The 24,674-nt window shown below is 43.8% G+C and carries 26 protein-coding genes; 11 read left to right on the plus strand and 15 right to left on the minus strand.

Annotated features, from left to right (window positions below):
• Positions 1 to 15: 15 nt before the first annotated feature.
• The 6 genes from mnmE to ACFPIB_RS05440 form a co-directional block, all read right to left on the minus strand.
• Positions 16 to 1,386: a tRNA uridine-5-carboxymethylaminomethyl(34) synthesis GTPase MnmE gene (gene mnmE / locus ACFPIB_RS05415; RefSeq protein ID WP_378016416.1), complete on the minus strand. Its 1,371-nt coding sequence runs from the start codon at positions 1,384 to 1,386 to the stop codon at positions 16 to 18.
• Between the two features lie 212 nt (positions 1,387 to 1,598).
• On the minus strand, positions 1,599 to 2,087 hold the full coding sequence (locus tag ACFPIB_RS05420) for a thioredoxin family protein (protein WP_378016417.1): 489 nt from the start codon (positions 2,085 to 2,087) through the stop codon (positions 1,599 to 1,601).
• Between the two features lie 126 nt (positions 2,088 to 2,213).
• Complete coding sequence (locus tag ACFPIB_RS05425; RefSeq protein WP_378016418.1) at positions 2,214 to 4,103, minus strand: Nramp family divalent metal transporter; 1,890 nt, start codon at positions 4,101 to 4,103, stop codon at positions 2,214 to 2,216.
• A gap of 78 nt (positions 4,104 to 4,181) precedes the next feature.
• The gene (locus ACFPIB_RS05430) at positions 4,182 to 4,838 is read right to left on the minus strand and encodes a metal-dependent transcriptional regulator (protein WP_378016419.1); all 657 of its coding nucleotides are present in this window, start codon (positions 4,836 to 4,838) and stop codon (positions 4,182 to 4,184) included.
• Between the two features lie 175 nt (positions 4,839 to 5,013).
• Positions 5,014 to 6,027, minus strand: coding sequence for a 3-oxoacyl-ACP synthase III family protein (locus tag ACFPIB_RS05435; protein ID WP_378016420.1), 1,014 nt, complete (start codon positions 6,025 to 6,027; stop codon positions 5,014 to 5,016).
• A 78-nt stretch (positions 6,028 to 6,105) separates the two neighbouring features.
• Positions 6,106 to 7,242, minus strand: coding sequence for a glycosyltransferase family protein (locus ACFPIB_RS05440; protein WP_378016421.1), 1,137 nt, complete (start codon positions 7,240 to 7,242; stop codon positions 6,106 to 6,108).
• Between the two features lie 47 nt (positions 7,243 to 7,289).
• Between ACFPIB_RS05440 and ACFPIB_RS05445 the strand changes: the two genes are divergently transcribed.
• Positions 7,290 to 8,102, plus strand: coding sequence for a 2,3,4,5-tetrahydropyridine-2,6-dicarboxylate N-succinyltransferase (locus tag ACFPIB_RS05445; protein WP_378016422.1), 813 nt, complete (start codon positions 7,290 to 7,292; stop codon positions 8,100 to 8,102).
• Positions 8,103 to 8,228: 126 nt separating this feature from the next.
• On the opposite strand, the gene ACFPIB_RS05450 is transcribed toward ACFPIB_RS05445, so the two are convergent.
• Complete coding sequence (locus ACFPIB_RS05450; protein ID WP_378016423.1) at positions 8,229 to 9,146, minus strand: 3-hydroxyacyl-CoA dehydrogenase family protein; 918 nt, start codon at positions 9,144 to 9,146, stop codon at positions 8,229 to 8,231.
• A 394-nt stretch (positions 9,147 to 9,540) separates the two neighbouring features.
• Between ACFPIB_RS05450 and ACFPIB_RS05455 the strand changes: the two genes are divergently transcribed.
• Entirely contained in the window at positions 9,541 to 9,693 is a 153-nt protein-coding gene (locus ACFPIB_RS05455; protein ID WP_378016424.1) for a lmo0937 family membrane protein, read from the plus strand.
• 48 nt (positions 9,694 to 9,741) lie between these two features.
• A complete protein-coding gene (locus ACFPIB_RS05460) occupies positions 9,742 to 9,897 on the plus strand; it encodes a lmo0937 family membrane protein (RefSeq protein WP_200505579.1) in 156 nt (51 codons plus the stop codon).
• 72 nt (positions 9,898 to 9,969) lie between these two features.
• Here the strand turns inward: ACFPIB_RS05460 and ACFPIB_RS05465 are convergent, their stop codons facing one another.
• Together ACFPIB_RS05465 and ACFPIB_RS05470 are read right to left on the minus strand one after the other, a co-directional pair.
• On the minus strand, positions 9,970 to 10,632 hold the full coding sequence (locus tag ACFPIB_RS05465; RefSeq protein WP_378016425.1) for a hypothetical protein: 663 nt from the start codon (positions 10,630 to 10,632) through the stop codon (positions 9,970 to 9,972).
• 51 nt (positions 10,633 to 10,683) lie between these two features.
• Positions 10,684 to 12,312 carry an ABC-F family ATP-binding cassette domain-containing protein gene (locus ACFPIB_RS05470; protein WP_378016426.1) on the minus strand — a complete coding sequence of 543 codons (1,629 nt, stop codon included), beginning with the start codon at positions 12,310 to 12,312 and terminating at the stop codon, positions 10,684 to 10,686.
• Between the two features lie 280 nt (positions 12,313 to 12,592).
• On the opposite strand from ACFPIB_RS05470, the gene ACFPIB_RS05475 reads away from it, so the two are divergent.
• Together ACFPIB_RS05475 and ACFPIB_RS05480 are read left to right on the plus strand one after the other, a co-directional pair.
• Entirely contained in the window at positions 12,593 to 13,057 is a 465-nt protein-coding gene (locus ACFPIB_RS05475) for a hypothetical protein (protein ID WP_378016427.1), read from the plus strand.
• Positions 13,058 to 13,415: 358 nt separating this feature from the next.
• Positions 13,416 to 14,453, plus strand: coding sequence for a hypothetical protein (locus tag ACFPIB_RS05480; protein WP_378016428.1), 1,038 nt, complete (start codon positions 13,416 to 13,418; stop codon positions 14,451 to 14,453).
• Positions 14,454 to 14,523: 70 nt separating this feature from the next.
• Here the strand turns inward: ACFPIB_RS05480 and ACFPIB_RS05485 are convergent, their stop codons facing one another.
• Positions 14,524 to 14,970, minus strand: a complete 447-nt coding sequence (locus tag ACFPIB_RS05485) for a hypothetical protein (protein WP_378016429.1) — start codon at positions 14,968 to 14,970, stop codon at positions 14,524 to 14,526.
• A gap of 45 nt (positions 14,971 to 15,015) precedes the next feature.
• Here ACFPIB_RS05485 and ACFPIB_RS05490 point away from each other — a divergent pair, with 45 nt between their 5' ends.
• A complete protein-coding gene (locus ACFPIB_RS05490) occupies positions 15,016 to 15,801 on the plus strand; it encodes a murein L,D-transpeptidase catalytic domain family protein (protein ID WP_378016430.1) in 786 nt (261 codons plus the stop codon).
• Between the two features lie 99 nt (positions 15,802 to 15,900).
• Here the strand turns inward: ACFPIB_RS05490 and ACFPIB_RS05495 are convergent, their stop codons facing one another.
• On the minus strand, positions 15,901 to 16,107 hold the full coding sequence (locus ACFPIB_RS05495; protein WP_378016431.1) for a hypothetical protein: 207 nt from the start codon (positions 16,105 to 16,107) through the stop codon (positions 15,901 to 15,903).
• A 163-nt stretch (positions 16,108 to 16,270) separates the two neighbouring features.
• On the opposite strand from ACFPIB_RS05495, the gene ACFPIB_RS05500 reads away from it, so the two are divergent.
• From ACFPIB_RS05500 to ACFPIB_RS05510, 3 genes are all read left to right on the plus strand, one after another.
• On the plus strand, positions 16,271 to 17,080 hold the full coding sequence (locus ACFPIB_RS05500; protein ID WP_378016432.1) for a M48 family metalloprotease: 810 nt from the start codon (positions 16,271 to 16,273) through the stop codon (positions 17,078 to 17,080).
• Positions 17,081 to 17,152: 72 nt separating this feature from the next.
• Positions 17,153 to 18,070 (plus strand): diacylglycerol/lipid kinase family protein, encoded by a 918-nt coding sequence (locus ACFPIB_RS05505; protein ID WP_378016433.1) that lies wholly within the window; start codon positions 17,153 to 17,155, stop codon positions 18,068 to 18,070.
• 114 nt (positions 18,071 to 18,184) lie between these two features.
• The gene (locus ACFPIB_RS05510; RefSeq protein ID WP_378016434.1) at positions 18,185 to 19,234 is read left to right on the plus strand and encodes a hypothetical protein; all 1,050 of its coding nucleotides are present in this window, start codon (positions 18,185 to 18,187) and stop codon (positions 19,232 to 19,234) included.
• A 107-nt stretch (positions 19,235 to 19,341) separates the two neighbouring features.
• Here the strand turns inward: ACFPIB_RS05510 and ACFPIB_RS05515 are convergent, their stop codons facing one another.
• Entirely contained in the window at positions 19,342 to 20,514 is a 1,173-nt protein-coding gene (locus tag ACFPIB_RS05515) for a metallophosphoesterase (RefSeq protein ID WP_378016435.1), read from the minus strand.
• Positions 20,515 to 20,561: 47 nt separating this feature from the next.
• Positions 20,562 to 21,197: an LON peptidase substrate-binding domain-containing protein gene (locus tag ACFPIB_RS05520; RefSeq protein ID WP_378016436.1), complete on the minus strand. Its 636-nt coding sequence runs from the start codon at positions 21,195 to 21,197 to the stop codon at positions 20,562 to 20,564.
• 205 nt (positions 21,198 to 21,402) lie between these two features.
• Between ACFPIB_RS05520 and mtgA the strand changes: the two genes are divergently transcribed.
• Together mtgA and ACFPIB_RS05530 are read left to right on the plus strand one after the other, a co-directional pair.
• The gene (gene mtgA, locus ACFPIB_RS05525) at positions 21,403 to 22,134 is read left to right on the plus strand and encodes a monofunctional biosynthetic peptidoglycan transglycosylase (RefSeq protein ID WP_378016437.1); all 732 of its coding nucleotides are present in this window, start codon (positions 21,403 to 21,405) and stop codon (positions 22,132 to 22,134) included.
• Entirely contained in the window at positions 22,124 to 22,564 is a 441-nt protein-coding gene (locus ACFPIB_RS05530) for a YybH family protein (RefSeq protein ID WP_378016438.1), read from the plus strand. The genes mtgA and ACFPIB_RS05530 overlap by 11 nt, the downstream gene beginning before the upstream one ends.
• Here the strand turns inward: ACFPIB_RS05530 and ACFPIB_RS05535 are convergent.
• A complete protein-coding gene (locus tag ACFPIB_RS05535) occupies positions 22,561 to 23,733 on the minus strand; it encodes an App1 family protein (RefSeq protein ID WP_378016439.1) in 1,173 nt (390 codons plus the stop codon). The two genes, ACFPIB_RS05530 and ACFPIB_RS05535, sit on opposite strands and share 4 nt — an antisense overlap.
• Positions 23,734 to 23,819: 86 nt before the next feature.
• Complete coding sequence (locus tag ACFPIB_RS05540; RefSeq protein WP_378016440.1) at positions 23,820 to 24,656, minus strand: M48 family metalloprotease; 837 nt, start codon at positions 24,654 to 24,656, stop codon at positions 23,820 to 23,822.
• Positions 24,657 to 24,674 lie beyond the last annotated feature (18 nt).

Below are 24,674 nucleotides of genomic sequence, written 5' to 3' on the forward strand. Positions count from 1 at the left end.
GGTTATTTATGGGGGTTATTTCCCGATACAAAACTTACTAAAAATATTCTCCAAAAGATCGTCCGTTGTAATTTCCCCGGTAATTTCTCCCAGTGCATGTAAAGCTCTGCGGATATCGGAAGCTACGAGTTCGCTGCTGATTCCTAGGTCTAATCCATGCAATACATCGTCTAATGCAGCATAGGTTTTTTCCAGGCTGGCTACGTGGCGGAGGTTGGTTACGATGGTTTGACTGCGGTCTTGTAAATTGGCAGTTTTTACCTGCGAAACGATAGCGTTTTTTAGCTCCGGAATGTGTAGTTTTTGTGATGCAGATATGCCAACAAGGTTTTCTAACTGATCGAATTGTTGAAGCTGGTTTTGGTCCGCGTCTATTTTGTTGGCAACCAAAATTACCGGTTTGCCGGATGTTTTCAGGTCGGTTATTTCCTGCTGAAGTTCTTGGGGAGTTGTGGAATTGATATCGAAAAGATAAATGACCAAAGCCGCTTCTTCCACTTTCTGGCGCGTGCGCTCTACCCCTAAAGCTTCTACTTTATCTTCCGTTTCGCGCAGGCCAGCGGTGTCTATAAACCGGAAACGGATGCCTTCGATAGAAACTTCATCTTCAATAAAATCGCGGGTAGTGCCGGGAATATCGGAGACGATAGCTTTTTCTTCGTTCAACAGCACGTTCAGTAAAGTAGATTTGCCGGCATTTGGTTTACCTACAATTACCGTAGGAACGCCGTTTTTTAGCACGTTGCCTAGTTCGAAACTTTGCAGTAAATGGCGAAGCAGTTTCTGAATTTCAGCGATCAGTTTGCGTAAGGCACTGCGGTCAGCAAATTCTACATCTTCTTCGGCGAAATCGAGTTCCAGTTCAATCATGCTGGCAAAGTGCACCAGTTGCGCGCGCAGATTTTTAATCTCCTGAGAAAAGCCGCCGCGCATTTGTTTCATGGCAACTTCGTGGCTCATCCGTGAATTAGAAGAAATGAGATCGGCAACGGCTTCGGCTTGCGCCAGGTCCATCTGACCATTCAGAAAAGCGCGTTTGGTAAACTCGCCGGCTTCAGCCAAACGGGCACCTTCGCGTAAAAACAGCTTTATGATTTCGGCAACAATGTATTCGGAACCGTGGCATGAAATCTCTACCACGTTCTCTTTGGTATAGGAGTGAGGCGCCACAAATAAACTCACCAACACTTCATCGATCAGGCGTTCACCTTCGCGAATGGTACCGAAATGTAAGGTATGGGAAGCTTGTTTTTCCAGGTCTTTGCCCCTGAAAACTTTATTGGTAAGGGAAATGGCTTCCGGTCCGGAAAGGCGGATCACGGAAATGGCACCGGGACCTTGCGCCGTAGCAAGCGCGACAATAGTATCGTTAGAAGGGAAATTCAATTTGGTAAATAATTAGAGAACTTGTGTAGATGTGAACCTCCCCCTAACCCCCTCCAAAGGGGGACTCTTCGCAGATCGTGATTGTTATTTAAACACATTATCCGATAAAGTCCCCCTTTGGAGGGGGTTAGGGGGAGGTTTACTTTTTGAAGCGAAATTGATGCTGTTTTGAGAAATAGATTTTAGAAACAAATAGCATTTCCCAGGAAACGCTATTGATTCTTCGCTACAAAGTCATCGAACGAACCATTTTTGTAATGATTTTCGGCAAAATAGCGGAGCAGATTGTCGAATTTTTTAACGTCGTAGAAGCCCATAACCGGAGCCAGCATATTAAATTTTTCGTCGAGGTAAACGGTGCTTGGGTAGCCCATTTTGCCTTGTAGCAATTCGGCAGCTATTTCGTTTACGCCATATTTGGGGTTGAAACGGTAGGTTTTTCCGTTCAAAATTATTTCCTCTTTCGTTTCAGCGTCCAGTTTTACGGCGTAGTAATGTTTGTTTACGTAAGCTGCGGTTTTCTCATCGGCGAAAGTCGATTTATCCATTTTTTTGCACCAGCCGCACCAATCCGTATAAATATCGATCACGATCTTGCGCGGTTGTTTTTTGTTCAGTTTTTCCGCTTCCTGAATGGTGATCCAGTTAATGGCTTCTTTTTTATCTTTCTCCTTATCCGGGGAAGAAAAACGGAAAGCCATAGCGGCGAAAACTAGAAGAAAAAGACCTAAAAAACGGTATGGTTTCATGGCTGAAAAGTATGTGCTTTACAAAGATAATGTTTTTACGCATTCTGATACATCAACGCCTTTCATGCTGCTTTTATTTCAGGCTTTTACGATCAGTACCGGAATATCTACGCTGTGCCGCACGGTATTTATAGTTTCGCCGTAGATCAGGTCTTTCATCATTTTGTGGCCATGTGAACCCATTACCAACAGATCGGAACGGAAATCTTTTACCAGTTCGGGAATGCGTTTTTTCGGGTTACCGTAGCCTAATGCAATTTCAACTGTAAAACCCTGGTCGCGCAATTCGCTGGCATATCGTTCCAGATTTAGTTTGTCTTCGGAAGTTTCAAAATCGATAATGTCTTTTCCCATAACCAATGCTCCAACGCTTTCTACAATGTGAATGAGCAAATATCGGGCTTCGGTATGGCCTAAAGCCATTGCGTTTTTGATCGCGTTGCGGTCGGAATTCGTAAAATCTACTGTGATTGCAATGCGGCTGTATGCCGGTTTTTTCAGGTTTACTAACGATGCACCTTTGCCGTGCGGCACTGTGAATTTGTGTTTTAAAGCGGTAGTGATTAAAGGTTGGAAAGTTATGTAAAGTAATAAAATACCTGCGCTACTTAAAACAGGAATTACCGTGAGCCAGACAACGGTAGGGTAATTGGTAATACTCAGCCACTCCATAATTGCCTCGTAAACCAGTTTAATGTTGAGCGAAACAATGATAAGGGCACAGATCCAGGCGGCAATTTTAATGAAAGGCCCGATCGCAAAATTTCCCATCCGGCTTTTATTGCTCACAAAATGAATGAGCGGAATAATGGCAAAACCAAGCTGCATACTTAGAATAACCTGGCTAAAAACCAGCATTTGTCCGGTTTTATCCTCGCCGAAATAATAGATCACAAATAAAGCGGGCAGTACTGCAATTAATCGGGTAATCATTCTTCGGAGCCAGGGCTGGATGCGCAGGTTCAGGTAACCTTCCATCACGATCTGACCAGCCAAAGTTCCTGTTAGCGTTGAGCTTTGTCCGGCGGCAATTAAAGCAACGGCAAACAGAATCGGCGCCCACTTGGTACCTAAGAGCGGCGCTAAGAATTTATGCGCATCCTGAATTTCCGAAACATTAAACATGCCATTTTTATAGAAAGCCGCTGCAGCCAGAATCAGAATCGCCGCATTTACAAATAGTGCTAAGTTTAGGGCAATGGCCGAATCGATGAAGTTAAATTTCAGGGCACGCCTGATGCCTTCGTCGTTTCTTTCGAATTTACGGGTTTGCACCAGGGAGGAATGGAGGTATAGATTATGCGGCATAACCGTTGCCCCGATTATACCAATGGCAATATAGAGCGCGGTGTTGTTCGGAATGCTGGGAATTAAGCCTTGCGCCAGCGCCGGAAGTTCGGGTTGGGCGAAGATCATTTGCAGAAAAAATGCTCCGCCAATAATTGATATCAGCACTAAAATAAAGGCTTCCATTTTGCGCATACCCTGGTTGATCAGGAAAAGCAGCAGGAAAGTATCGAGCACGGTTAGCGCCACACCCCATAATAATGGAATGTCGAAAAGGAGTTGCAAACCGATCGCCATACCCAAAACTTCGGCCAGGTCCGTGGCGGCAATAGCAATTTCGGCCAGTACGTAAAGCGGGATATTCACCCATTTCGGATACGATTCGCGGGAAGCCTGCGCAAGATCTTTGCCGCGTACCACGCCTAACCGTGCGCTTAAACTTTGCAACAGCAACGCGATCAGGTTCGACATTACCAGAACCCAGATCAGTTTATACCCGAACTGGCTTCCCCCGGCAATATCAGTAGCCCAGTTTCCCGGGTCCATGTAGCCGACACTTACCAGGTAAGCCGGGCCCATGAAAGCCAGCAATTTTTTAAAAAAGCCTTTGTGCGCCGTAGTATCTACGGAAGAGTGAACTTCGTCTAAAGATCGGGAACCGTGATTTGTATCTTGCAGCATTGGTAATCTAAAAGGAAATTTATTGGGAAAGGGTAAGTGTTCTATGAGTTTTTAAGCCTGAAACCCTACCGTTTTGCTTTAAACTGATACAAAAATATTCTTGGAAACTTCGCTGGAAACCGATAATTGTTTTTTACTGTCTAAGTTGATCTCCAAAGAGTTGTCGTAGGCTACTTTATCGGTTACTTTAATCTTGGCACCGAGGTAGATCCCTACTTTATCGAGGTACTGCAAAAAGAGCGGCTGCGAATCTTTTACCCCCATCACAATGCCTGCCTGACCCGGTTCCAGCTCCGAAAGTAAGATCTGCTGCTTCACCGCCATGTGTCCTTCTTCCGTTGGAATCGGGTCGCCGTGCGGATCGTATTTGGGGTAGCCCAGGAATTCATCGAGCCTTTTAACCATCAATTCGGAATTGATATGCTCTAATTCTTCTGCCACTTCATGAACTTCATCCCAGTTGAATTTCAGCTTATCTACCAGAAAAACTTCCCAAAGCCGGTGCTTACGAACCAGCTGAAGGGCCGTTTTTCTTCCTTCTTCCGTAAGCGTTACGCCCCGGTATTTTACGTAATTGATGATCTCTTTTTCGTTCAGCCGTCGCAACATATCGCTTACCGAAGCCGCTTTGGTCTGCATTACTTCCGCAATGGCATTGGTGCTCACCGCCCCGTCGCCGTCCTGCGAAAGCTTGTAGATCGCCTTGATGTAATTCTCTTCGGTAAAGCTTAGCATTTTTAAATTGTTGAATTGTTAAATGGCTAAATTGTTGATTTAAAATTATTCTAGGGAAATGCTTTTATGCTCTCTGTATTTTTCTGGAAACGTTAGGGTTCTTACTTAAAAAACTCATTCGCTTTCATGCTGATAGTACCAGCTATTAAACAATTTAACCATTTAGCAATTTAAATTACCAGCGAATAAGCGCCGAAGCCCAAGTGAAGCCGGAGCCAAACGCTGCCAGGCAAACCAGATCGCCTTTTTTGATCTTGCCTTCACCCACCGCTTCGCTCAAAGCGATCGGTACGGATGCAGCTGTTGTATTGCCGTAACGCTGGATATTGCTATACACTTTTTCTTCCGGTAAGCCCATTTTTTGCTGAATAAAACTCGTGATACGCAGATTAGCCTGGTGAGGTATAAGCATGTCAATATCAGTAGGTTTATAGCCATTTGCCTGAAGTGCTTCATTAATTACTTCCGGGAAGCGTTGCACGGCGTGTTTAAAAACCGTACTGCCGTTCATGTATGGATAAATCGTGCCTTCGTCGATCATTTCATGCGTCAGGCGTTCCTGCTTGATGCTGCCCGGATCGAGTACGGCAAGCTCTTCTGCAAATTCCCCTTCGGCGTGTAAGTGCGTGCTTAAAATACCGGTTTCATTGTTTTCGGCAGGAGTGAGGATCGCAGCCCCGGCACCATCGCCAAAGATCACAGAAACGGCCCGGCCGCGGGTAGAAAAGTCAAGTCCGGAAGAATGAATTTCTGAGCCTACAATCAGGATATTATTGTACATGCCGGTCTTAATGAACTGATCGCCAACGGATAAAGCATAAATAAACCCGGAGCATTGGTTGCGTACATCCAAAGCTGGAATGTTATGTAAGCCAAGTTCGCGCTGCATTAAAACCCCGGAACCCGGGAAAGTGTAATCAGGGCTCAGAGTAGCAAAGATGATCATGTCAACGTCTTCGGGTTTCAGGCCAGCCATTTCCAAGGCTTTTAGCGATGCTTTGGCGCCCATATTAGCTGTGGTATCCTTTCCTTCCTCAAAATAGCGACGTTCCTTGATTCCGGTCCGTTCCTGGATCCAGGCGTCAGAAGTATCCATGATCTTTTCCAGATCGTGGTTGGTAACTACTTTTTCCGGTACGTAATGCCCGATCCCGGCTATTTTAGAATTGCGAAGTGTTTTCGTTTCCATAATGCAAATATATGTTGTTTATGCGAAAGTTTAGATAAGTCTAAAAATAAATTATAAAACAGTATAAGAAATTAATGATTAGCTGTTTAATAGTTTTTCATTGAAAAACGATAGCAATTTTCGTTCTTCTTCCTGCCAGAAAACATGTTTCGGTTGACCACCGGGATAAAACGAGCCGGACGTTAAACGGTTTAAAATGTTTAATGCATCGGGTTCGGTAAAATTAACGCTGAAGCCTGCCTTAGATTGCTGTACCATTGCCTCCCAAAGCGGATTCTCCGGGATTAGCACAGGTAAACAATTTGCCAGGTATTCGAAAAGCTTGGTTGGCATGCAATCGCGCGTGCTGGGGTTATCGCGGTACGGTAAAAGGCCAACTGAAGCATGGTTAATCGCTTTTATGATTTCAGGATGCGGTACCAGTTTATTTCCTCCGATCAGATTGATGTAAGGTTTTTCAGCAATGTTTTTCCTGATCTTCCGATAGGTAGTTTCCTGTGGGCAAAAACCTATTATGGTTAATTTTGTTTTGTTATTCAGCACAAATAACCGGTCGGCTAATGCAATGGCTTCCCACATACCGTAAACTTCAGATATGGTGCCGGAATAAAGCAGGTGCAGTTCAACAGGGTTTACCGTAACCGGAAAAGTTTTCCAGGATTCGAAATGTTTGTTGGGTTTGAATTTGTTTTCCAGAACGGTATGCTTTCCGGCTAAAAAAGTCATTTCGGTAGCATAACTTCGTTCGGCTAAAAAGTAGTGCGAAATAAAACGGGTGGAAAGTTTTTCCAGGAGCCGCAAGGGATAAGCCAGCATCGGGCGCAGTAAGGCCGGATAAGTAGGCTGACTGGTTATGTTTTTAAAGTAATTTTCCTGAACATCGTAGTAAATTTCCGCCTTAAACAAAATCTTGCAAATTGCCATAAGTGGCAGTAATTCAGCGGTGGTAATAATTATTACTTCAGGTTTTAGTTTATGGATGATTTTGTAAATTTTCCATTGCGCTGATATTCGTTTGAAACTCAGTCTTTTGAAATTGGGAAGCCGGTGAAAGAATATATTACTGCTTTTTTCTGACTTCTGCGAACTTGATTGCCCGATAAGGTGAACTTCTGCACCCGGTACTTTTGCCAGCGACTGTCCGAATTTTTCGAACATCCGGGTATCGTTCACGGGTTTTAAAATAGTGGCAAGCAGTATTCTGGTTTTTCGCATCAGCCGAAATATAGTATTTTTGAACCGGAAATTTAACGAATGCTTATATGAGCTTGCAAACAATAATTGAAAATGCCTGGCAGGACCGCAGCCTGCTGCAGGATAAAAATACCCAGGAAGCGATCCGTTCGGTGCTGGAAGATCTGGATAAAGGCCGCATTCGGGTGGCGGAGCCGGAAGGTGAAAACTGGAAAGTGAACGAGTGGGTAAAGAAAGCCGTGCTCATGTATTTCCCGATCCAGCAAATGGAGACCATTAAAGTAGGTCCTTTCGAGTTTCACGATAAAATTGCCTTGAAAGAAAACTATGCCCAGCTGGGAGTAAGAGTGGTGCCGCACGCCATTGCCCGTTACGGTTCGTTTGTAGCCAAAGGTGTGATCATGATGCCGTCTTATGTAAACATTGGCGCTTACGTAGACGAAGGAACTATGGTAGATACCTGGGCTACTGTTGGAAGCTGCGCGCAGGTTGGCAAGAATGTTCACATGAGTGGCGGCGTTGGTTTAGGCGGCGTTTTAGAGCCCGTACAAGCTGCTCCGGTTATTATTGAAGATGGTGCCTTTATCGGTTCCAGAAGTATTTTGGTAGAAGGCGTACGCATTGGAAAAGAAGCTGTGATAGGAGCGAACGTTTGCATTACCGGCAGCACCAAGATCATCGACGTAACGGGTTCGGAGCCGAAAGAATATAAAGGCTATGTGCCGGCCCGTTCGGTGGTAATTCCGGGCAGCTATGCGAAGAAATTTGCCGCCGGCGAGTACCAGGTTCCATGCGCTTTGATCATTGGTCAGCGGAAAGAAAGCACCGATCTGAAAACTTCTCTGAATGATGCTTTGCGTGAGCACGCAGTTGCGGTTTAGATTGCAGAAAACGCTATGAAAAAGACTGCCAAAACTGGCATCCTTTTTTTGTTTATAGGAAAAAAAAGTCCCGGGACTTACTTCCCGGGACTTTTCAAAACGCTATACTTTTAAGCACAAAAACTGCTATTCAGCCATTGCAGCTTCGTTAGACTTTTTTTTAAAACGGGTGGCTACAACCAGTTCTTTTGTGCCGTGTGTCCAGCTATAAAAACCTTGGCCAGATTTTACACCTTTATGACCAGCCTGAACCATATTTACCAGCAGCGGGCACGGCGCATATTTCGGGTTGCCGAAGCCATCGTGCAATACGTTCAGAATAGAAAGGCAAACGTCCAGACCAATAAAGTCGGCTAACTGCAACGGACCCATCGGGTGTGCCATTCCCAGTTTCATAACAGTATCAATTTCTTCCACGCCGGCCACGCCTTCATATAACGAGTAGATCGCTTCGTTGATCATCGGCATTAAAATACGATTGGCAATAAAGCCCGGATAATCGTTTACTTCGGTTGGCGTTTTGCCAAGAACCAGGGAAGTTTCCATTACAAGACGGGTGGTATCGTCGGAAGTTGAATAACCGCGGATGATTTCCACCAGTTTCATTACCGGCACCGGGTTCATAAAGTGCATGCCAATTACTTTTTCCGGACGGTTGGTTACCGAAGCAATTTTGGTAATGGAAATGGAAGAAGTATTGGATGCTAAGATAGCTTCCGGCTTGGCGTGCAGATCCAGTTCCCGGAAAATGTTCAGTTTCAGATCTACGTTTTCGGTAGCCGCTTCTACGATCAGGTCAGCATTTTTTACACCTTCAGCAATGCTCGTGAAAGTAGTAATGTTGCCTAACGTGGTTTTTTTCTGCTCTTCGGTTAAGTTGCCTTTGGCTACAATGCGGTCCAGGTTTTTAGAAATAGTAGCAAGTGCTTTGTCTAAAGCGGCTTGTGAAATATCGATAAGGGAAACCTGGTAATTATTCTGGGCAAAAACGTGCGCAATGCCATTACCCATAGTTCCGGATCCAATTACTGCAACTTGTGTCATATTAAAAAGGGCGGTTTAAAAGAAAAATGATGTTTCAATGCAAATTCTGCCTGTAAAGCTACGGCTAATTTGCCGAAAATTTTAACCCGATCCCCAAAAAAAATAGCCAGTTAAACGGCTTTGCTTAAAAAAAGAGTGAAAAAAATCGGTAGGGGAATGGGCCTGAAAATCCGCAGTTTATCTTTTATCAGGAGCATTTGATATTTCAGTTTATGGCCAGAAATTTTTCTATATAAATCTTTTACAATATTCCTGCGTACAAGCTATCATTATTCCGGAAAACGGGTTTAAAACTTTTAAAATCGGCTTTATCAAGCTTCGTTTTGAAACTAACGAACCTGTTGCCTGAATAATAATACCAACAAATACAAGCTTTCAAACACTTACAAAAACTATGGGAAATTTGCTTTATATCATCGCCGTAATCCTGGTCATTTTCTGGCTCATCGGCTTTCTCGGCTTTCCAAACGAAGTTGGGAATATCATTCACATTCTGCTCGTAATTGCCATCATTGCGGTGGTTATCCGGCTCATACGTCGGGCGTGATCAATTTTTTTTATTTAAATAAATGTTAAACCAACCATATTCATCATCATGGGAAATTTATTGTATATTATCGCTTTAGTATTAGTAATTCTGTGGCTGATCGGCTTTTTAGGCTTCGGCGATTCTGTAGGTAATATTATTCATATACTGCTGGTTATTGCCGTTATTGCCGTAATTCTTCGCCTGATCCGCGGAAATGCTTAGCAACGCATTGCTAAAAGAAAAAAGCCGTTCTGAATTTCTTCGGAACGGCTTTTTTTTGATTTAAAGTGGAGCTTACAAATTAAAGATCAGTACCGGACGAATGACCGGATTTCTATAAAACGATCGTCCGTTCTGGTTCAGATCAAAAAGCACCATCAGGTCTAAGCCGGCGCGTTCGCTGAACATTTGCCGGTAACCGGCACCTGCCAGTATCACGGAAAAATTATTCCGGAAGTCGACCAGTTCGTATTCGGCGTGCCCGAAGAACGTTTTATAAACCATGCCCTGCGCAAACAACTTTCCGCCCAGCAAAGAACCTTCAAAATAAGGATCGTTGATGTAGAAATAGCTCAAACCGGTTCCAACGGTAATTCTATCGGTAAGCCGGTATCCCAGAATGGGAGCCGCATTTATGTAAGTGTATGTACCGAACGAGATACCAAAACTGCCGCCGGTAATGTACTTTTTGCCCAGCGGGTTATCTTCGGTTGGTTCTTTCGCAGTTTTTACTTTTTCCTTCACTTTTACTTTTACCGTATCTTTTGCTGGCGCTGTTGGCGGCATTACAATTACGGGCGGCGTAACCACGGCTGGCGGCATACCGGTGTTCAGTTCCGGTTTCTGGTAAACGGTATCCGGAACCTGCGCAAAAGTATCCTGAATAGCCAGCCACGTAAAAATAACCAGAAACGCTATGGTTTTCAGGTGAAAAAGTAAACCGCGATGATGCGTCATAAGGGGTTTCGTTTTTAAGCGGTAACGCTTTTTAAAAGTACAGAATTGTGCTTAGCTTAACACTTTTTCAGCGTACATTTTCTGGCGAAGCGCTTTAATGTTCTCGTCAGCGAGGTATTCTTCGTAGCTCATGCGCTTGTCAATAATGCCTTTTGGTGTCAGCTCGATAATGCGGTTGGCAATGGTTTCTACGAACTGCATATCGTGCGAAGCGAACAGAATCGTACCCTGGAAATCTTTCAGGCCGTTGTTCAGCGCCGTGATAGATTCGAGGTCTAAGTGGTTGGTCGGTTCATCTAAAACCAGCACGTTACCGCTTTGCAGCATCATGCGGCTCAGCATACAACGCACTTTTTCACCTCCGGAAAGCACATTCGCCTTTTTCAAAGATTCTTCACCAGAGAACAACATGCGGCCCAGGAAACCACGGATAAAGCTTTCGTCTTTCTCTACGGAATACTGACGCAGCCAATCTACCAGGTTCAGATCTGTGTTGAAATATTCAGCATTGTCTTTCGGGAAGAAAGCGTTGGTAATGGTGGTACCCCATTTATATTCGCCTTTATCTGCTTTCATTTCATCCATAATGATCTTGAAGAAAGCAGAAGCAGCTAAGTCGTTACGACCTAGAATGGCAATTTTATCGTTTTTCTCAACCGTAAAGGTTACGTCTTTAAAGATCAGTTCGCCTTCGATTGATTTTTCCAGATCGGTAACTTCCAGCAACTGGTTTCCGGCTTCGCGTTCCTGCTTGAACTGGATGTAAGGATATTTACGCGAAGAAGGTTTAATATCTTCCAGCGTAAGTTTATTCAGCAATTTCTGGCGCGAAGTTGCCTGTTTCGATTTGGAAGCGTTTGCCGAGAAACGGCGGATGAATTCTTCGAGTTCTTTCCGTTTGTCGTCGGTTTTTTTGTTGGCATCGGTGCGCTGTTTCAAAGCCAGCTGGCTCGATTCGTACCAGAAAGAATAGTTACCGGCAAACATCTGGATCTTACCAAAGTCAATATCAGCAACGTGCGTACAAACTGCATCCAGGAAGTGACGGTCGTGGGAAACCACAATTACCGTGTTGGCAAAATTATCGAGGAAGTTTTCCAGCCACAGGATCGATTCAGAATCCAGGTGGTTGGTAGGTTCATCGAGCAATAAAATATCGGGGTTACCGAATAAAGCCTGCGCCAGTAAAACCCGCACTTTCTCAGAACCGCCCAGGTCTTTCATTAAAGAATAATGCAGGTCTTCTTTAATACCCAAACCACTCAACAATTCAGCAGCTTCGTATTCGGCGTTCCAGCCTTCCAGGTCAGCAAATTCGCCTTCCAGTTCCGAAGCCCGGATACCATCTTCTTCCGAAAAATCAGGCTTAGCGTAAATGGCTTCTTTTTCCTGAATAATTTCGAATAAGCGCTGGTGGCCTTTAATTACCGTTTGCAAAACCGGCATCTCATCAAATTCGAAATGGTTCTGCTTTAAAATAGCCATACGCATGCCGGCCGGTATTTCTACTGTGCCTGTACGAGGATCAATTTCGCCGGAAAGTATTTTAAGGAAAGTAGATTTACCCGCACCGTTGGCACCAATAAGGCCATAGCAGTTGCCGGGTGTAAACTTAATAGTTACGTCTTCAAATAAAGTGCGCTTGCCGTACGCCAGGCTCACGTTGGAAGTACTGATCATAAATCGAAGGAAAAAATGGTATGTATTTCGGCCGCAAAAGTACGTAAATAAAATGGCTTTCGCGAACCAGATCGGTTTTTAACTGCATTTATATACCGTTTAGTTCCGGTATAAAACGCTATAAATGAATACTTAAAAACGAAGGCAAGAAAAAAACAAGGTGAAACCACAACACTCGGTCGCTAAATTAAGTATAGGAAAATGAGAATATTCCTGAAAGCAAGAATTTCAGAGGATTTCTGTTGCTTAAATTGTTACTAAACTTTACCAAAATACAACTATGGCTTTAAATTCTGCTTCCATCGAAAAAACGGGCGCCTGGTATGGTTTCCTGAACGGGCTTTGCCTGATCATTTATGGTGTTTTATTGCAAATTACGAACCTGGTCGAAGTACCTTTACTCCGGGTTGGCTTTATTCTTATTACCGTAGTTTTCATATGTATGGCCATTCTTAGCCTGAAACGCGGGCGCGAAGGCCGGCTGGATTATTTGCAGGGTATCGGGGTTGGTACGCTAACTTCCATTGTCGGGTCGCTGATGTTCGCAATTTTCACGCTTATCAACATCCAGTTTTTTGGCTCAAACATTATAAATGTGTTACGGAGTGAAAATGTCATGGGCGAAAATCTCACCCTTTCAACCGTTTTTATGGTGATCACCATGATCGGGTTTGTGGGTGGTGCAATTACTTCTTTTATTGCCATGCAATATTATAAACGGCCAGACCATAAATTAACAAAGTAATTTTCTTGCTCATTTTCTTTAAGAGCCGGGCCGAAAGCCCGGCTTTTTTTGTGCCTGTTCATACCGTTATTTTACTATATAGAATTTCCGGTTATTTATTCAGAATACTACAGATGTGTTGAAAAAGTGCAACTCCTAAAATTTTGTAACCTCGTTAATTAAACATAGAAGTTCGCTGCTACTTCTAGCCAGTTACTGAAATTTTCGCTCTTTTACCATTACTTCTATGAAAACTACTTTACTATTCTTAATTCTATTTCTTGTTTTATTTCAAGTCCGGGCTCAGCATAATACTATTGAGGTGCCCACAATAGAGAACCACGGCAGAGTTAATGTTCCCGCGGAAAACCAGTATTTAATGCGCAGGCTTTTATTGAATCAGGCCCAATTCGAAAAAGTAGAAAGTATTAATACCGAGCGCAACGAAATGCTGGAAATGGTGGCTAACATGTACCGCTTCGATCCGGAAAATTACAGTAAAAAAAAACTGGAACTCGAACTGCAATTCGATGCTGAATTTGAGAAAGTGTTAACCACTAAACAATACGCTGAATACCTGGCCATGAACGGCCGCACGCCGGAAAAAGAAACGCCGGAAAATATATTAAAAGCTGGTGCCGGAGAAACCCAACTGGCTGAGCGAACCGAAGAATCGCCAAAACTTGCCGAGCCGACTTTCAACGATCGGATACATGCCATTCTGGAGAAAGCCACGGCTGTAAAAATAGATTCTGCCCTCATTGCCAAACAAGATACTGCCGATTTCGAGCCACTTACCCTGGAAGAAGAAAGTATATTGAATGGCCTGAGACCGCAAAATGCCACTTTAATTGCTTTGCAGGCCGATACCGCCAAAAAAACTGAAACGGTAGCTAAAACTGAAACGGTAGCTAAAACTGAATTAAAACCCGATGGCGAATGTAAAACCTGCTTCTCTGTAAATCCGGAAGACAGTACCGCTCAAAAAGTAAAAATGATTGCGGTAAAAACGCCTAAAAAAGCTGCTAAACTGGCTGCTATAGATGAGGAGTGGAATCAAGAGCAGGAAGTTTACAATGCACCGAATTCCGAAGAAAAAACAGATTCTTTATTCTCCGGATCTGAAAACGAAATTTCTGCTACAGAAAAACCGGAAACAATTGCCGTAGAGCAGGAAACCAAAGAGCAAATTTCCTTAACCGAAGAAGAACCTGCCCAATTGGCCAATTCTCCAACGCATGAAAATTCCCTGGTTATTCCGGCTGATGAAATAAAAAAACTCAGAGAAAGCCTGCCACCTGCTAACGAAAACGGTACGATTTCGGAAGAAAAAACTGCCGATGAAGAACCGGAAAGCCCGCAATTAACGCAACCATTACCTTTAAATAAATCGCTGGCCGAGGATCTTGAACCTTAGCCGATGCCGCTCTGTCTGTGAAAACAAACTAAACGGAGAAGCCGCCCCGAAATCCTTCGGAGTGGCTTCTCTATTTTTTTACCGGTTGCTCGTAGTTTATTTCAATTACAAACCCCATAGAATTCATGCGCACCTGTAACTTATTTGCGCTGGAAAAGTATGACTTTTGGGTACATTGCGGTCCGGGTTCAATATAATAAAAATAGATCCGTTCACTTTGATCTGTTAAAGAAGTAGCGTCAGGTTTTCCAAGCAGCTTCTGTATCTCCGTTTCGCGTAAACCAAGCAGTTGCGGCCGCACTTTTTCTAATTCAGGCAGCAATTCCAACCGGTTATTATTGCAGGCCAGCGGGTCGTTTTGCCAGGCTTTGGTATTAAAGTTGTTTTCCGGCAGCTTTTTAGTACAAGCTGTAACTAAAAAAAGAAAAAATATAAAGTTTCTGATTGTCAGTTTATTGCGTTTAGAAAACTGTCGGTTTTTCTGTAATTTTTTTTTCAGATTTGAAACTAAATTCATATATTCAACATTGCTTTAGCTACAATATTAAAAAATTCTTTCAGTATGCGCAGATTTACGGTGATAATTGCAGGTCTCTTTTTCTTAAATCTAACCTCACCTGCTAACAGTAATAATAATTCATTTTCTGTAGCAGACCGCAATTTAACAATTGAATCAGCACGGATTGCTACTTTTGAACTGAATATCAATAATACTTATACCGGGGCGCATTTGCAGCAAGCCGGGTTAGATTATGATATTTTCCGGAAAGCCCTGATCGGGTATTACAATCTGAAACGTAACAATCAGCCGCATACTGTTAAAAAATCGGTACTAAGCATCATCGATTTCAACAAAGCCAGTTCCGAAAACCGCCTTTGGATAATCGATCTGAAATCTAAGAAACTCCTTTATAAAACATTGGTAGCCCATGGGAAAAACTCCGGTGAGAATTTTGCCCGCCATTTTTCCAATGTGCCCCAATCTGAAAAAAGCAGCCTCGGCTTTTATGTTACCAGGCAGACCTATTTCGGCAAACACGGCCTTTCTTTAAAAATAGATGGCATCGATAAAGGCTTTAATACCAATGCGATGCAACGTGCCATTGTTATTCACGGCGCTAACTACGTAAGCCAAAGTTTTGTAGCGCGACATGGTCGTTTAGGTCGTAGCCAGGGTTGCCCTGCTTTACCCGTAGCGCAAACGCCGGAAATTATTCAAACCATTAAAGATAATTCCTGCCTGTTCATTGCCGGTCCGGAACCAAAATACGATTCACCTTACCTCGATCTGGAGCCGGCCGTAGCTAAATTTGCCATGGAACTGGATAAAGCCCAGAATAATATTTAGATTTTTTTTTCAGAAACCTGATTTCTGCAAAACGAAAAAACCACTCTGTTTCCGGAGTGGTTTTTTCGTTTAAAAGCATACCGTTTTTAAGAGCACAATTTAAGCCCGGTCGCCGGTATTTTTTATGAGGCTGATGCCGGAAAAGAAGAAGATCAGGCCTACAATAAAGGGTACCAGCGCAGTTGCGGTATTCATGCTCAGGCCGGCAACGTTTTTACCGCCGCTCATAAAAGAATAAGCGCCCATAATTATACCAATAATGCCCAGCACGGTTAGTATGGCGCCGAAAGTTCGTTTTAGGTTCATGTTTATGTTCTTTTTAAAGAAGCAGTTTACGGCAATTTACATTTTCGGTTAACGGGTTTTTCGCGCAACCCAATTTCCGTTTCCGCGTTCACACAACAGTTGCCGGAATTAGCGGCAATTCTTCTTTAAAGTTTTCCCGATCATTCAACCAATCAAAATTTATATGCGCGGCTCACTCCGATACATTATTGCCATCCTGATCGCTGGTTTTTCGCTGGTTACTTATTGGTGCAAACGCGAAAAAAATGAAATTACCGGCGAAATGCAGCACGTAGACATGACCACCGAACAGGAAATTGCCCTTGGTTTACAGGCTGCGCCAGAAATGGCCCGGCAATACGGTGGTTTGCACCCTGATCAGGAAGCAGGCCGCCGGGTAAAAGAGATCGGGCAGCAGATCGTGTCCCGCACCAAAGCAGGCGATTCGCCTTATGAATTCGATTTCCATTTATTAGCCGATGAAAATACGGTAAATGCGTTTGCTTTGCCTGGTGGACAAATTTTTATAACGGCCGGTTTGCTTAAAAATCTGCAGACAGAAGGCCAGCTTGCCGGAGTTTTAGGGCACGAAGTTGGGCACGTAGTTGCGCGCCACTCAGCAGAACAAATTGCTAAATCGAAGCTTACCCAAGGGCTTACCGGCGCCGCTGCAATTGCTGTTTATGACCCTGACCGGCCAAGTACCGCCGCTGCCGCTGCCGCTGCAGCCATGATCGGAAAACTGATGACCCTGAAATATGGCCGCGACGATGAGTTGGAATCAGACCGTTTAGCCGTTCGTTTTACAGCTGAAGCCGGTTACGATCCGAATGCCATGATCCAGGTAATGGAAATTCTCAGCCAGGCTTCCGGCGGGAGCCGTGGGATGGATTTCTTTCAAACGCACCCAAACCCGGAGAATCGTATTGGTGAAATTCAGGGCGCAATTCAGAAAGAATATCCGAATGGTTTGCCTTCAGGCTTAATCAAGTAAATTACTTTTCAGTTTAATTTAAAGCCAAAAAAACGGTATAGTTTCAGGGTTAAAAAGTATGATTTTATAATTATGGCTGCCAGCAAGCTTGCCAACGTATTATTTGTGGTAAATCCGATCTCGGGCGATATTGAAAAAGGCTCTGTAAACGAAACGATCCAGGAATTCTGTCTGCAAAACCGGATCAATTTTGCTTTTTTTGAAACAACCGGCGAAAACGATCTGGCAAACCTGAAAGCAATTCTGAAACAGGAAAGTTACCAGGCGGTTTTTTCGGTAGGCGGCGACGGTACTTCGCATTTGGTTGGCTCTGCATTAATTCATTCTTCCACGCCCATGGGCATAATTCCAATGGGCTCCGGCAACGGCCTTTCCAAAGATCTGGGTATTCCGCAGGAGCTCGATGATGCGCTGGGTATTTTGCTGCAGAACCAGGTTAAAGCCATCGATACACTTTCGGTAAACAATGAAATTTGCGTACATCTTACCGATCTTGGTTTTAATGCATTGGTTGTGAAAAAGTTCAGCGAAGGGGAGAAGCGCGGCGCAACTTCTTACGCTTTTGTAGCCATGCAGGAATACCTGAGTTATGAGCCAAAACTGTTCACTATTGAGACCGATAACGGTAATTTTAAAGGCCGCGCCTTCATGGTAACCATTACAAATGCCAATGCTTTCGGCAGCAATGCTACCATTAATCCTTCCGGCATTATTGACGACGGTAAATTTGAGATCTGCATCATCGAGCCCTTTCCCAAAACTTCCGGCCTGCAGATCCTTTACCGCCTTTACAACGATTCTATAGAAGCCTCCGATTATTCGCGCCTGATCAGTTGCCGACAGGCAGAAATTTACAATACCGAGCAGGATGTTTCGCAGGTAGACGGTGAGCCTATGGATTTAGGTGAAAAAATTACGATAAAACTTCTTCCAAAGAGCCTGCACCTTTTAATTCCAAAACAAATGCAGGCTTCGGAAGATGAGTATTAATTCCGGCTTTATTCACTAATTCTTGCCGTAAAAATTCAGCAAATGTATGGTTCATACGTGAAAGCAATTTAATTTGCATTCGCCTGACTTTTACATTTTCAGGCTAGAAATTTTATGGCTAAATATTCGCAGGTTTTAAAAATAGTTTTTTGGTTTTGGTTTCTGTTTATAGGAAGTGAGATCAAGGTTTTCGCACAAAATTATAATAGCCAGAAACGGGCCACTGTTTACGCAACGCATTTTCCGGAAAGTAAGGCGAAGATCAATAAATTTATTCGCCAGCATTCCATTCGCATTCAGAAAAAAGAAGAAATGGCCGAGCGCATTTCGGCTGAATTTGTAATGCCGGAAAATAACCTGGCTGCGCTCGATTCCCTGATTCCTTCGTTGGGCTGGGTAGTAGAAAATGCGCTTACTTCCCAGGATTTTCAACAGCATATCAGGCAGATAAAGATCAATCTTCAGGATGAAGCCGAAGAACAGAACCGGTTGCAGGAACAATTGCGCCAGGCTGCTTTAGAAGCCGCCCAAAAACAACAATTACAAAGCCGGCTCGAAAATAGCCTGCACAACAGAAAACGCCTACAACAAGAACTCCGGAATTATGAAGATTACGATTCGCTGGTTTTTGTTGCCATTAATATTTACGACGAAATAACGTACCCTACCGGAAACCGGAAAATTGCCTTCGTTAACATGCCGGGCATAGAGTATAGTTTATTGTTTCCGGAAAACCCCAAAACCGGAACCAGCAACGATCTTTATCAGGGTTATCTGATCAAATATCTATTCACGCGCGGCAAAAGTTATCTTGATCTGGGCGTTTATAAAGCAGTAGATAATAACCGCGCCGATTCCACGCTCATCAACGAATTATTCCTGATCAATTTCGGCCAGGATTTTTATCCCCGTCATTTCGGCCGGGGCAAACGCAAATACCTGAATTTGTATACTTGCTACCAGATCGGGGGCTTTATTATTAACCGCAATAACGACAAGCATAATACCTTTAATCCAAACCTGAATATAGGTCTGGGCGTGGAAATTTTCAAAAGCAAGCATATTCTTATAGACAATAAAGTAAGCTACTTTCTGCCGCTTAACGAACTGAACCGCAACCTCCGCAGCTTATCATATAATGCTTCGCTGAATTTTGTGTTTTAGAATTTTTGAAGCTTTGCCAGTTTAAAAACGCTATGGTTTTAAGCCGGAAAAGTCTAATAAAACGGTAGGGTTTTGGCCGGAAAAAGTCCCTTCAGTAAATTTCAATTTCAGAGTTTTATTCTGAAAATCTCTACCGTTTCCTTGTCTGGGCCAGGTTCCAGAATGCGCAGCCAGGTTTCATCTTCGTAATAATCGATGACAAAAAAGCCTTTGCATTCGTGGGTGAAAGTAGCTTTGCCACCTTTTTTTACAAATGTAGTTTTGCTGCCCGCTCCGCTTACAATAAAATGATTGCCATACATGTGAAAATATTGCAAGTTGTGGTCGTGGCCGGCGGCGTAAATAATATTATTGTATTCCTTGAAAATGCGCAATAATTTCCGCCGCAAACGTTTATAACGCGGGTGCGACATATCTTCTTCCGCCCCGATAAATTTGCGGTAAACCGGGTAAAGCGAACCAAAACCAGGCATGGGAATGTAGAACTTTTTATGCGCGGCTGTAAGCGGAAACAAATGCTGTTTTACCGTAAATTTTCCGCCGTGTACGGAGTTGCTGTAAAGCGGATGATGCGCGGCAATTAAGATGCGTTGGTGCTGGTTGTGGCGTAAGATCTTTACCAGATCCGCCAGAATTTCTTCCGAACTTTCCTGCGGACAACCATATTGAACACCAATAGGCCTTATTCCTTTCTGCACCCACCACTGCGTATTCAATACGATCAGTAAAAGACCGGGCGCCATCTGAATGCTAACCGGGCCGGGACAACCATTCTGTGGTAAATAAACTTCTTCATCCGGCAGGTAACTGCGCACAAATTCTTCCTGCCGCAATACGAAAGAATAACCATTTTCCCGGCCTTTATTCCAGTCGTGGTTGCCGCTCAGAAACGTTACTTTACCAGCATAATTTTTGAAGATCCGTAACTGCGCCAGCATTTTTTCTTCGGCAGATTCACGGTGGCGATCGGTAGCAGGCGGTATGCCTTTCGGATAAATATTGTCGCCCAGGAAAATAACGCGGCTGTTTTGGCCGGAAGTTTTTAGCCAGCGTTGCAGCAAATTCAATACCGCATCAGAACCATCAGTAGCAACATTGCCAGTATCGCCGATAAGAACTACCGAATAAACTGGCTTGGAAGCAGGAGGCACTTTTTCGGCCCAATCCAATACCGTTTTCCGATAATAGGGGCGGTGCCGGTATTGCCATTCGCGCCAGAATGCATAAGCAAAAAGTATTAGTAAAAGGCAAATAATTATAAGCAGTATTTCTGTAAGCATCGTATTCGGGCGTACGGAAATAAGGGGCAAAAGCTGCCTGAAATACTTTAAAAATTTGGCGGCGAAAGGTTCTTGAAGTGGCCGTTCAGTTTTACGCGCTCTTTCAGTTTTTCGGTTTCTAAAACTACCGGCACCACTTTCAATAAATGTTCAAGTACAATTTCCTGGCGGGTGCTTTCGCTTTCAGCCACCAGAATCTCAAATTCCTGGTCGGTTGTTAAACCAACATGGTGCGCAATATCGAAGATCTTATAATCCTGCGAAAGATCTGTGTAAAGTTTGGCTAAGCCCAATGTTTCGTAAAGCTGGTACAGCAGTTCGGTAATACGGTTTTTAATGATAATATCTTCATCATCAATATTTTCAATATCGGTAATTTTTCCGCCTGCATATTCTTTGTCGGGCAATTGCTGGTAAAGTTCATCGATCCGAAAAGTGCCGATACCTTTAGTTTTAATATCCAGTTCGCCACCGCCGTATTCTTTCTCGATGCTCAGAATTTGCATTTCGGTGCCCACCGCGCTTACACCGGCTGTCAAAAAAGGAGGAATACCGAACGTAGCATTTGTTTTGGCACATTCGGTTATCAGTTCCTTATAGCGGGGCTCGAAAATATGAAGGTTCAGTTTTTCGCCGGGAAACACTACGATATTAAGCGGAAACAGTGGAAGTATTCGGGACATGGGCTTCAATTAGAATTGGTTTTGCATATTACTCCAAAAAGCTGAAAACGGCTACAAACCTATAACAAATATGGTTGTAATACCGGTAAATAATAACCAGCTGCGGGCTAGCCAATAGCAGGAATTGCTTTAGAAATAAACCAATTTAGGTGCTTTCTGTTTTCCGCCGGAAATATTTTACCTTTGAAGTCTTAAAAGAAATAATATGTCGCGCTACGGCAATCAAATAAAATTTATCAGGCTCCTGTTTATCAAGCTGGTACTTACGCTCTTTCTGATGAGCATTTTGTGGGTGCTGGTTTATAAATGGTTTTCGCCACCGGCCACTTTGCTTATGATGCAACGCAGGGCTGCACCTGCTCAAAACAGCAAAACCGCTTCCGAAAAGATCCGCTACGATTTTGTAGAACTGGAAGACGTATCGTACCATGTGCCGCTGGCTTTTATTGCTTCCGAAGACCAGCTTTTTACGCACCACAACGGTTTCGATTACAATGCCATTCACAAAGCTTTTCAGAAAAACCAGAAGGGCAGGAGAGTGGTAGGCGGCAGCACGATCAGTCAGCAGGTAGCTAAGAACGTGTTTTTGTGGCACGGCCGCAGTTACATCCGCAAAGTAGTAGAAGCTTATTTCACCATTCTCATCGAGCTTTTCTGGAGCAAACACCGCATCATGGAAATGTACCTGAACATTGCGGAAATGGGCAATAAAGTATTTGGAATTGAGCAGGCCGCACAAAAATATTTTAACAAACCGGCCAAAGATCTGAACGCTTACGAGGCTGCTGCTATTGCTGCCGTTTTGCCAAACCCGATCAAATTTTCGGTTACAAACCCTTCCGGATATATTGTGCGTAAAAGAGCAAAGATCCGCCGGAATATGCGAAACCTGGGCGGGAAAATGTTCATTAAACCACTGGTAGACAATGAGATTTAAAGCGATTTACTCCCTCGTGATTTTATGCTGCCTGGCGGGCTGCATGTCCACAAAATTCCGGTCCGAAAGTACCAAAACCAGAACCAAAGATGTTTTAGATCAGCAGGTAATTGCCTGGAATAAAGGTGACCTGAATGGTTATATGCAAGGTTACTGGAAATCTGATTCGCTGGAATTTATAGGTAAGAACGGCGTAACCTACGGCTGGGAAAAAACGCTGCAAAACTACCAGCGCAGCTACCCGAACGCCGAAGCGATGGGGCAGCTGGCTTTAACAATTTTACGCGTAGAAGACATTAATTCCAGCACGGCTTACGTAACCGGAAAATGGACCATAACCCGCACCGCCGGTAATCTGGAAGGTTATTTTACCTTGTTGTTCCGGAAGATCGACGAAGAATGGAAGATCGTATCTGACCATTCGAGCTAGGTCGGTTGGGTAACGCTTGGTTCTTCCTTGCCGGGTAATTCGCCTTTATCCTGCGCTTTTTCCGTCTTAATTTCCGGAATGGTTTCTGTAAAGATCAGTCCGGTTTTAGCGGCGTGTTCGGCGGCGTTAACCGTATTTTCTATCAGCAGCATTTCTACTTTTTGTTCTTTTAAACCTTCGGAAATTTTTACCACGATTTCGGAGCGTTCGGCCACTTTTACATCGCGGATATAAATAGCCAGAATGCGGCCGGGGTGTTTTTTTACTACTTCCTCATAAATGCGCGCATCTTCCTGGCCGCTATCGCCGATCAATACAAAACTTAGCTTTGGATAAGTGATCAGAATATTTTCAATCTCCCGCATTTTATGCGAAAGGTGATCGCTTTTTATGAATTTATTTTGGTCTATTCCTAAGTCGCGCAGCAAGATCGGCCCGCCCGGAATTTCATTCAGATCCAGGAAATCGCGCAGCAGATCGTAAGTATTCCAAGGGCTGCTCGACACGTAAAAGAACGGATTATTTCGTTTGCCGTTCCGGCCTAATTGCAGTGATTTATAGAATGCCGAAACTCCGGCAAAAGGCAAGCGCGTGCGGGCATTATTAAAAAAAACGTTGCGCGCCGTAGCCAGCATACTTGTAGCGCCGGTTTGAATTACCGTATCGTCTATATCGCTGATAATACCGTATTCGGCATCGGGTGGTGGTACCAGAACTTCGGCCTGCGTTTTAATTTCTCCCGAAAAAGCTACGGGTGCATTTTTCAGTTTAATTTCTACCGGGTGCCAGATATCCTGGAGTTGCAGTGGTTTTTCAGGTTTCAGGTTCAGCGTAAAATAGCCTTCTTCATCGGTTACGACTTCATGCTCCACATTATCGAAATTAATGACAAGCTGCGCATTAGGCACTTCGTCGCTGTCGAACCGTTTATACATGTTCCAGAGGTTGTCCCAGACGTTGTGATTTTCTTCGGCGCCACTTACGTTTTTATCGGCCAGTACGCGGCCGGTTACATAAAGTCTTTCCGGCGTTCCGTAGCTGCGATACGGAACGATCTGCAAAGGGGCAAACAAGCCGAAACGGTTGCGGAAATCGAAGATCAGGCCGTCGATTTTATCTTCAGCTTTATCGGTATTATTCAGAAGTAGTTTTTTGAGCTGGGAGATCATGTAGTAAATTGGTTTTTCAACATGCTCTTAAACGAAAACAGCCCGAAAGGTTTTCGGGCTGTTTAAAAAACGGTATGTTTTTGGGCTTATAAAGTCAGGTTGTTCTTCAGCGTCTGATAATCAGAAACTGAACTTTGCTGCACTGGTTTCACGCATTTATCAGCAATAGCTTTATCGGAAATTGCTTTAATACGATCTTCATCGTTCGGGTGCGTGCTCAGGAAAACCGGTGGCTTGCCGGCCTGTTGTTCATCCTGCATTTTCTTGAAGAATTCGGCTGCACCGTCGCAGGTATATGGCGTATCGCCTAAATATTCCACGGAATAAAAATCGGCTTCAGTTTCGGCGTCACGACCAAATTTCAGGGTAGCTAAACCGGCGCCAATTTCTACTAGCTGGTTCTGGTTTTCGCCTAATAAAATAGAAAGCAGCACGCTTAAACCGTATTGACGTTCCAGCGCTTTGGAAGTATGGCGGCGATCTGCGTGGGCAATTTCGTGACCTAATACACCCGCTAATTGGTCTTCGTTGTCGAGCTTTTTAATAATGCCCGTAAATACATAAATATGGCCGCCCGGCGTAGCAAAAGCATTCAGCGTGTTGTCGTCGTGAATGATCTTCACTTCATAGCCAAATTCCTGCGCGTAGCTAACCTGGTCGGAAGTAAGAATTTTATCTACAATTTTGTTGATCTGCGCATAAGCAGCCTGAACATTCGGGCGCGGATCGTTGAGTTCTAAAAGCTGGCCTTTGGAGCGGTAAATAGAATCGGTTTGTGCAGCAACCTGGTTACCTAAAGCTATGTCGTCTTCAATGGAGAAGATAAGGCGTTCGCCGTTCTTATCTTTAGCGCAGCTGCTGAGCATTAAGCCTGCAGCCATAAAAGCGGCTACATAAAAGTTAGAAGAAAATAATCGTTTCATAAAAATTTAATTTGATCT

This window comes from Adhaeribacter terreus (assembly GCF_042657365.1).
GTDB lineage: Bacteria > Bacteroidota > Bacteroidia > Cytophagales > Hymenobacteraceae > Adhaeribacter_A > Adhaeribacter_A terreus.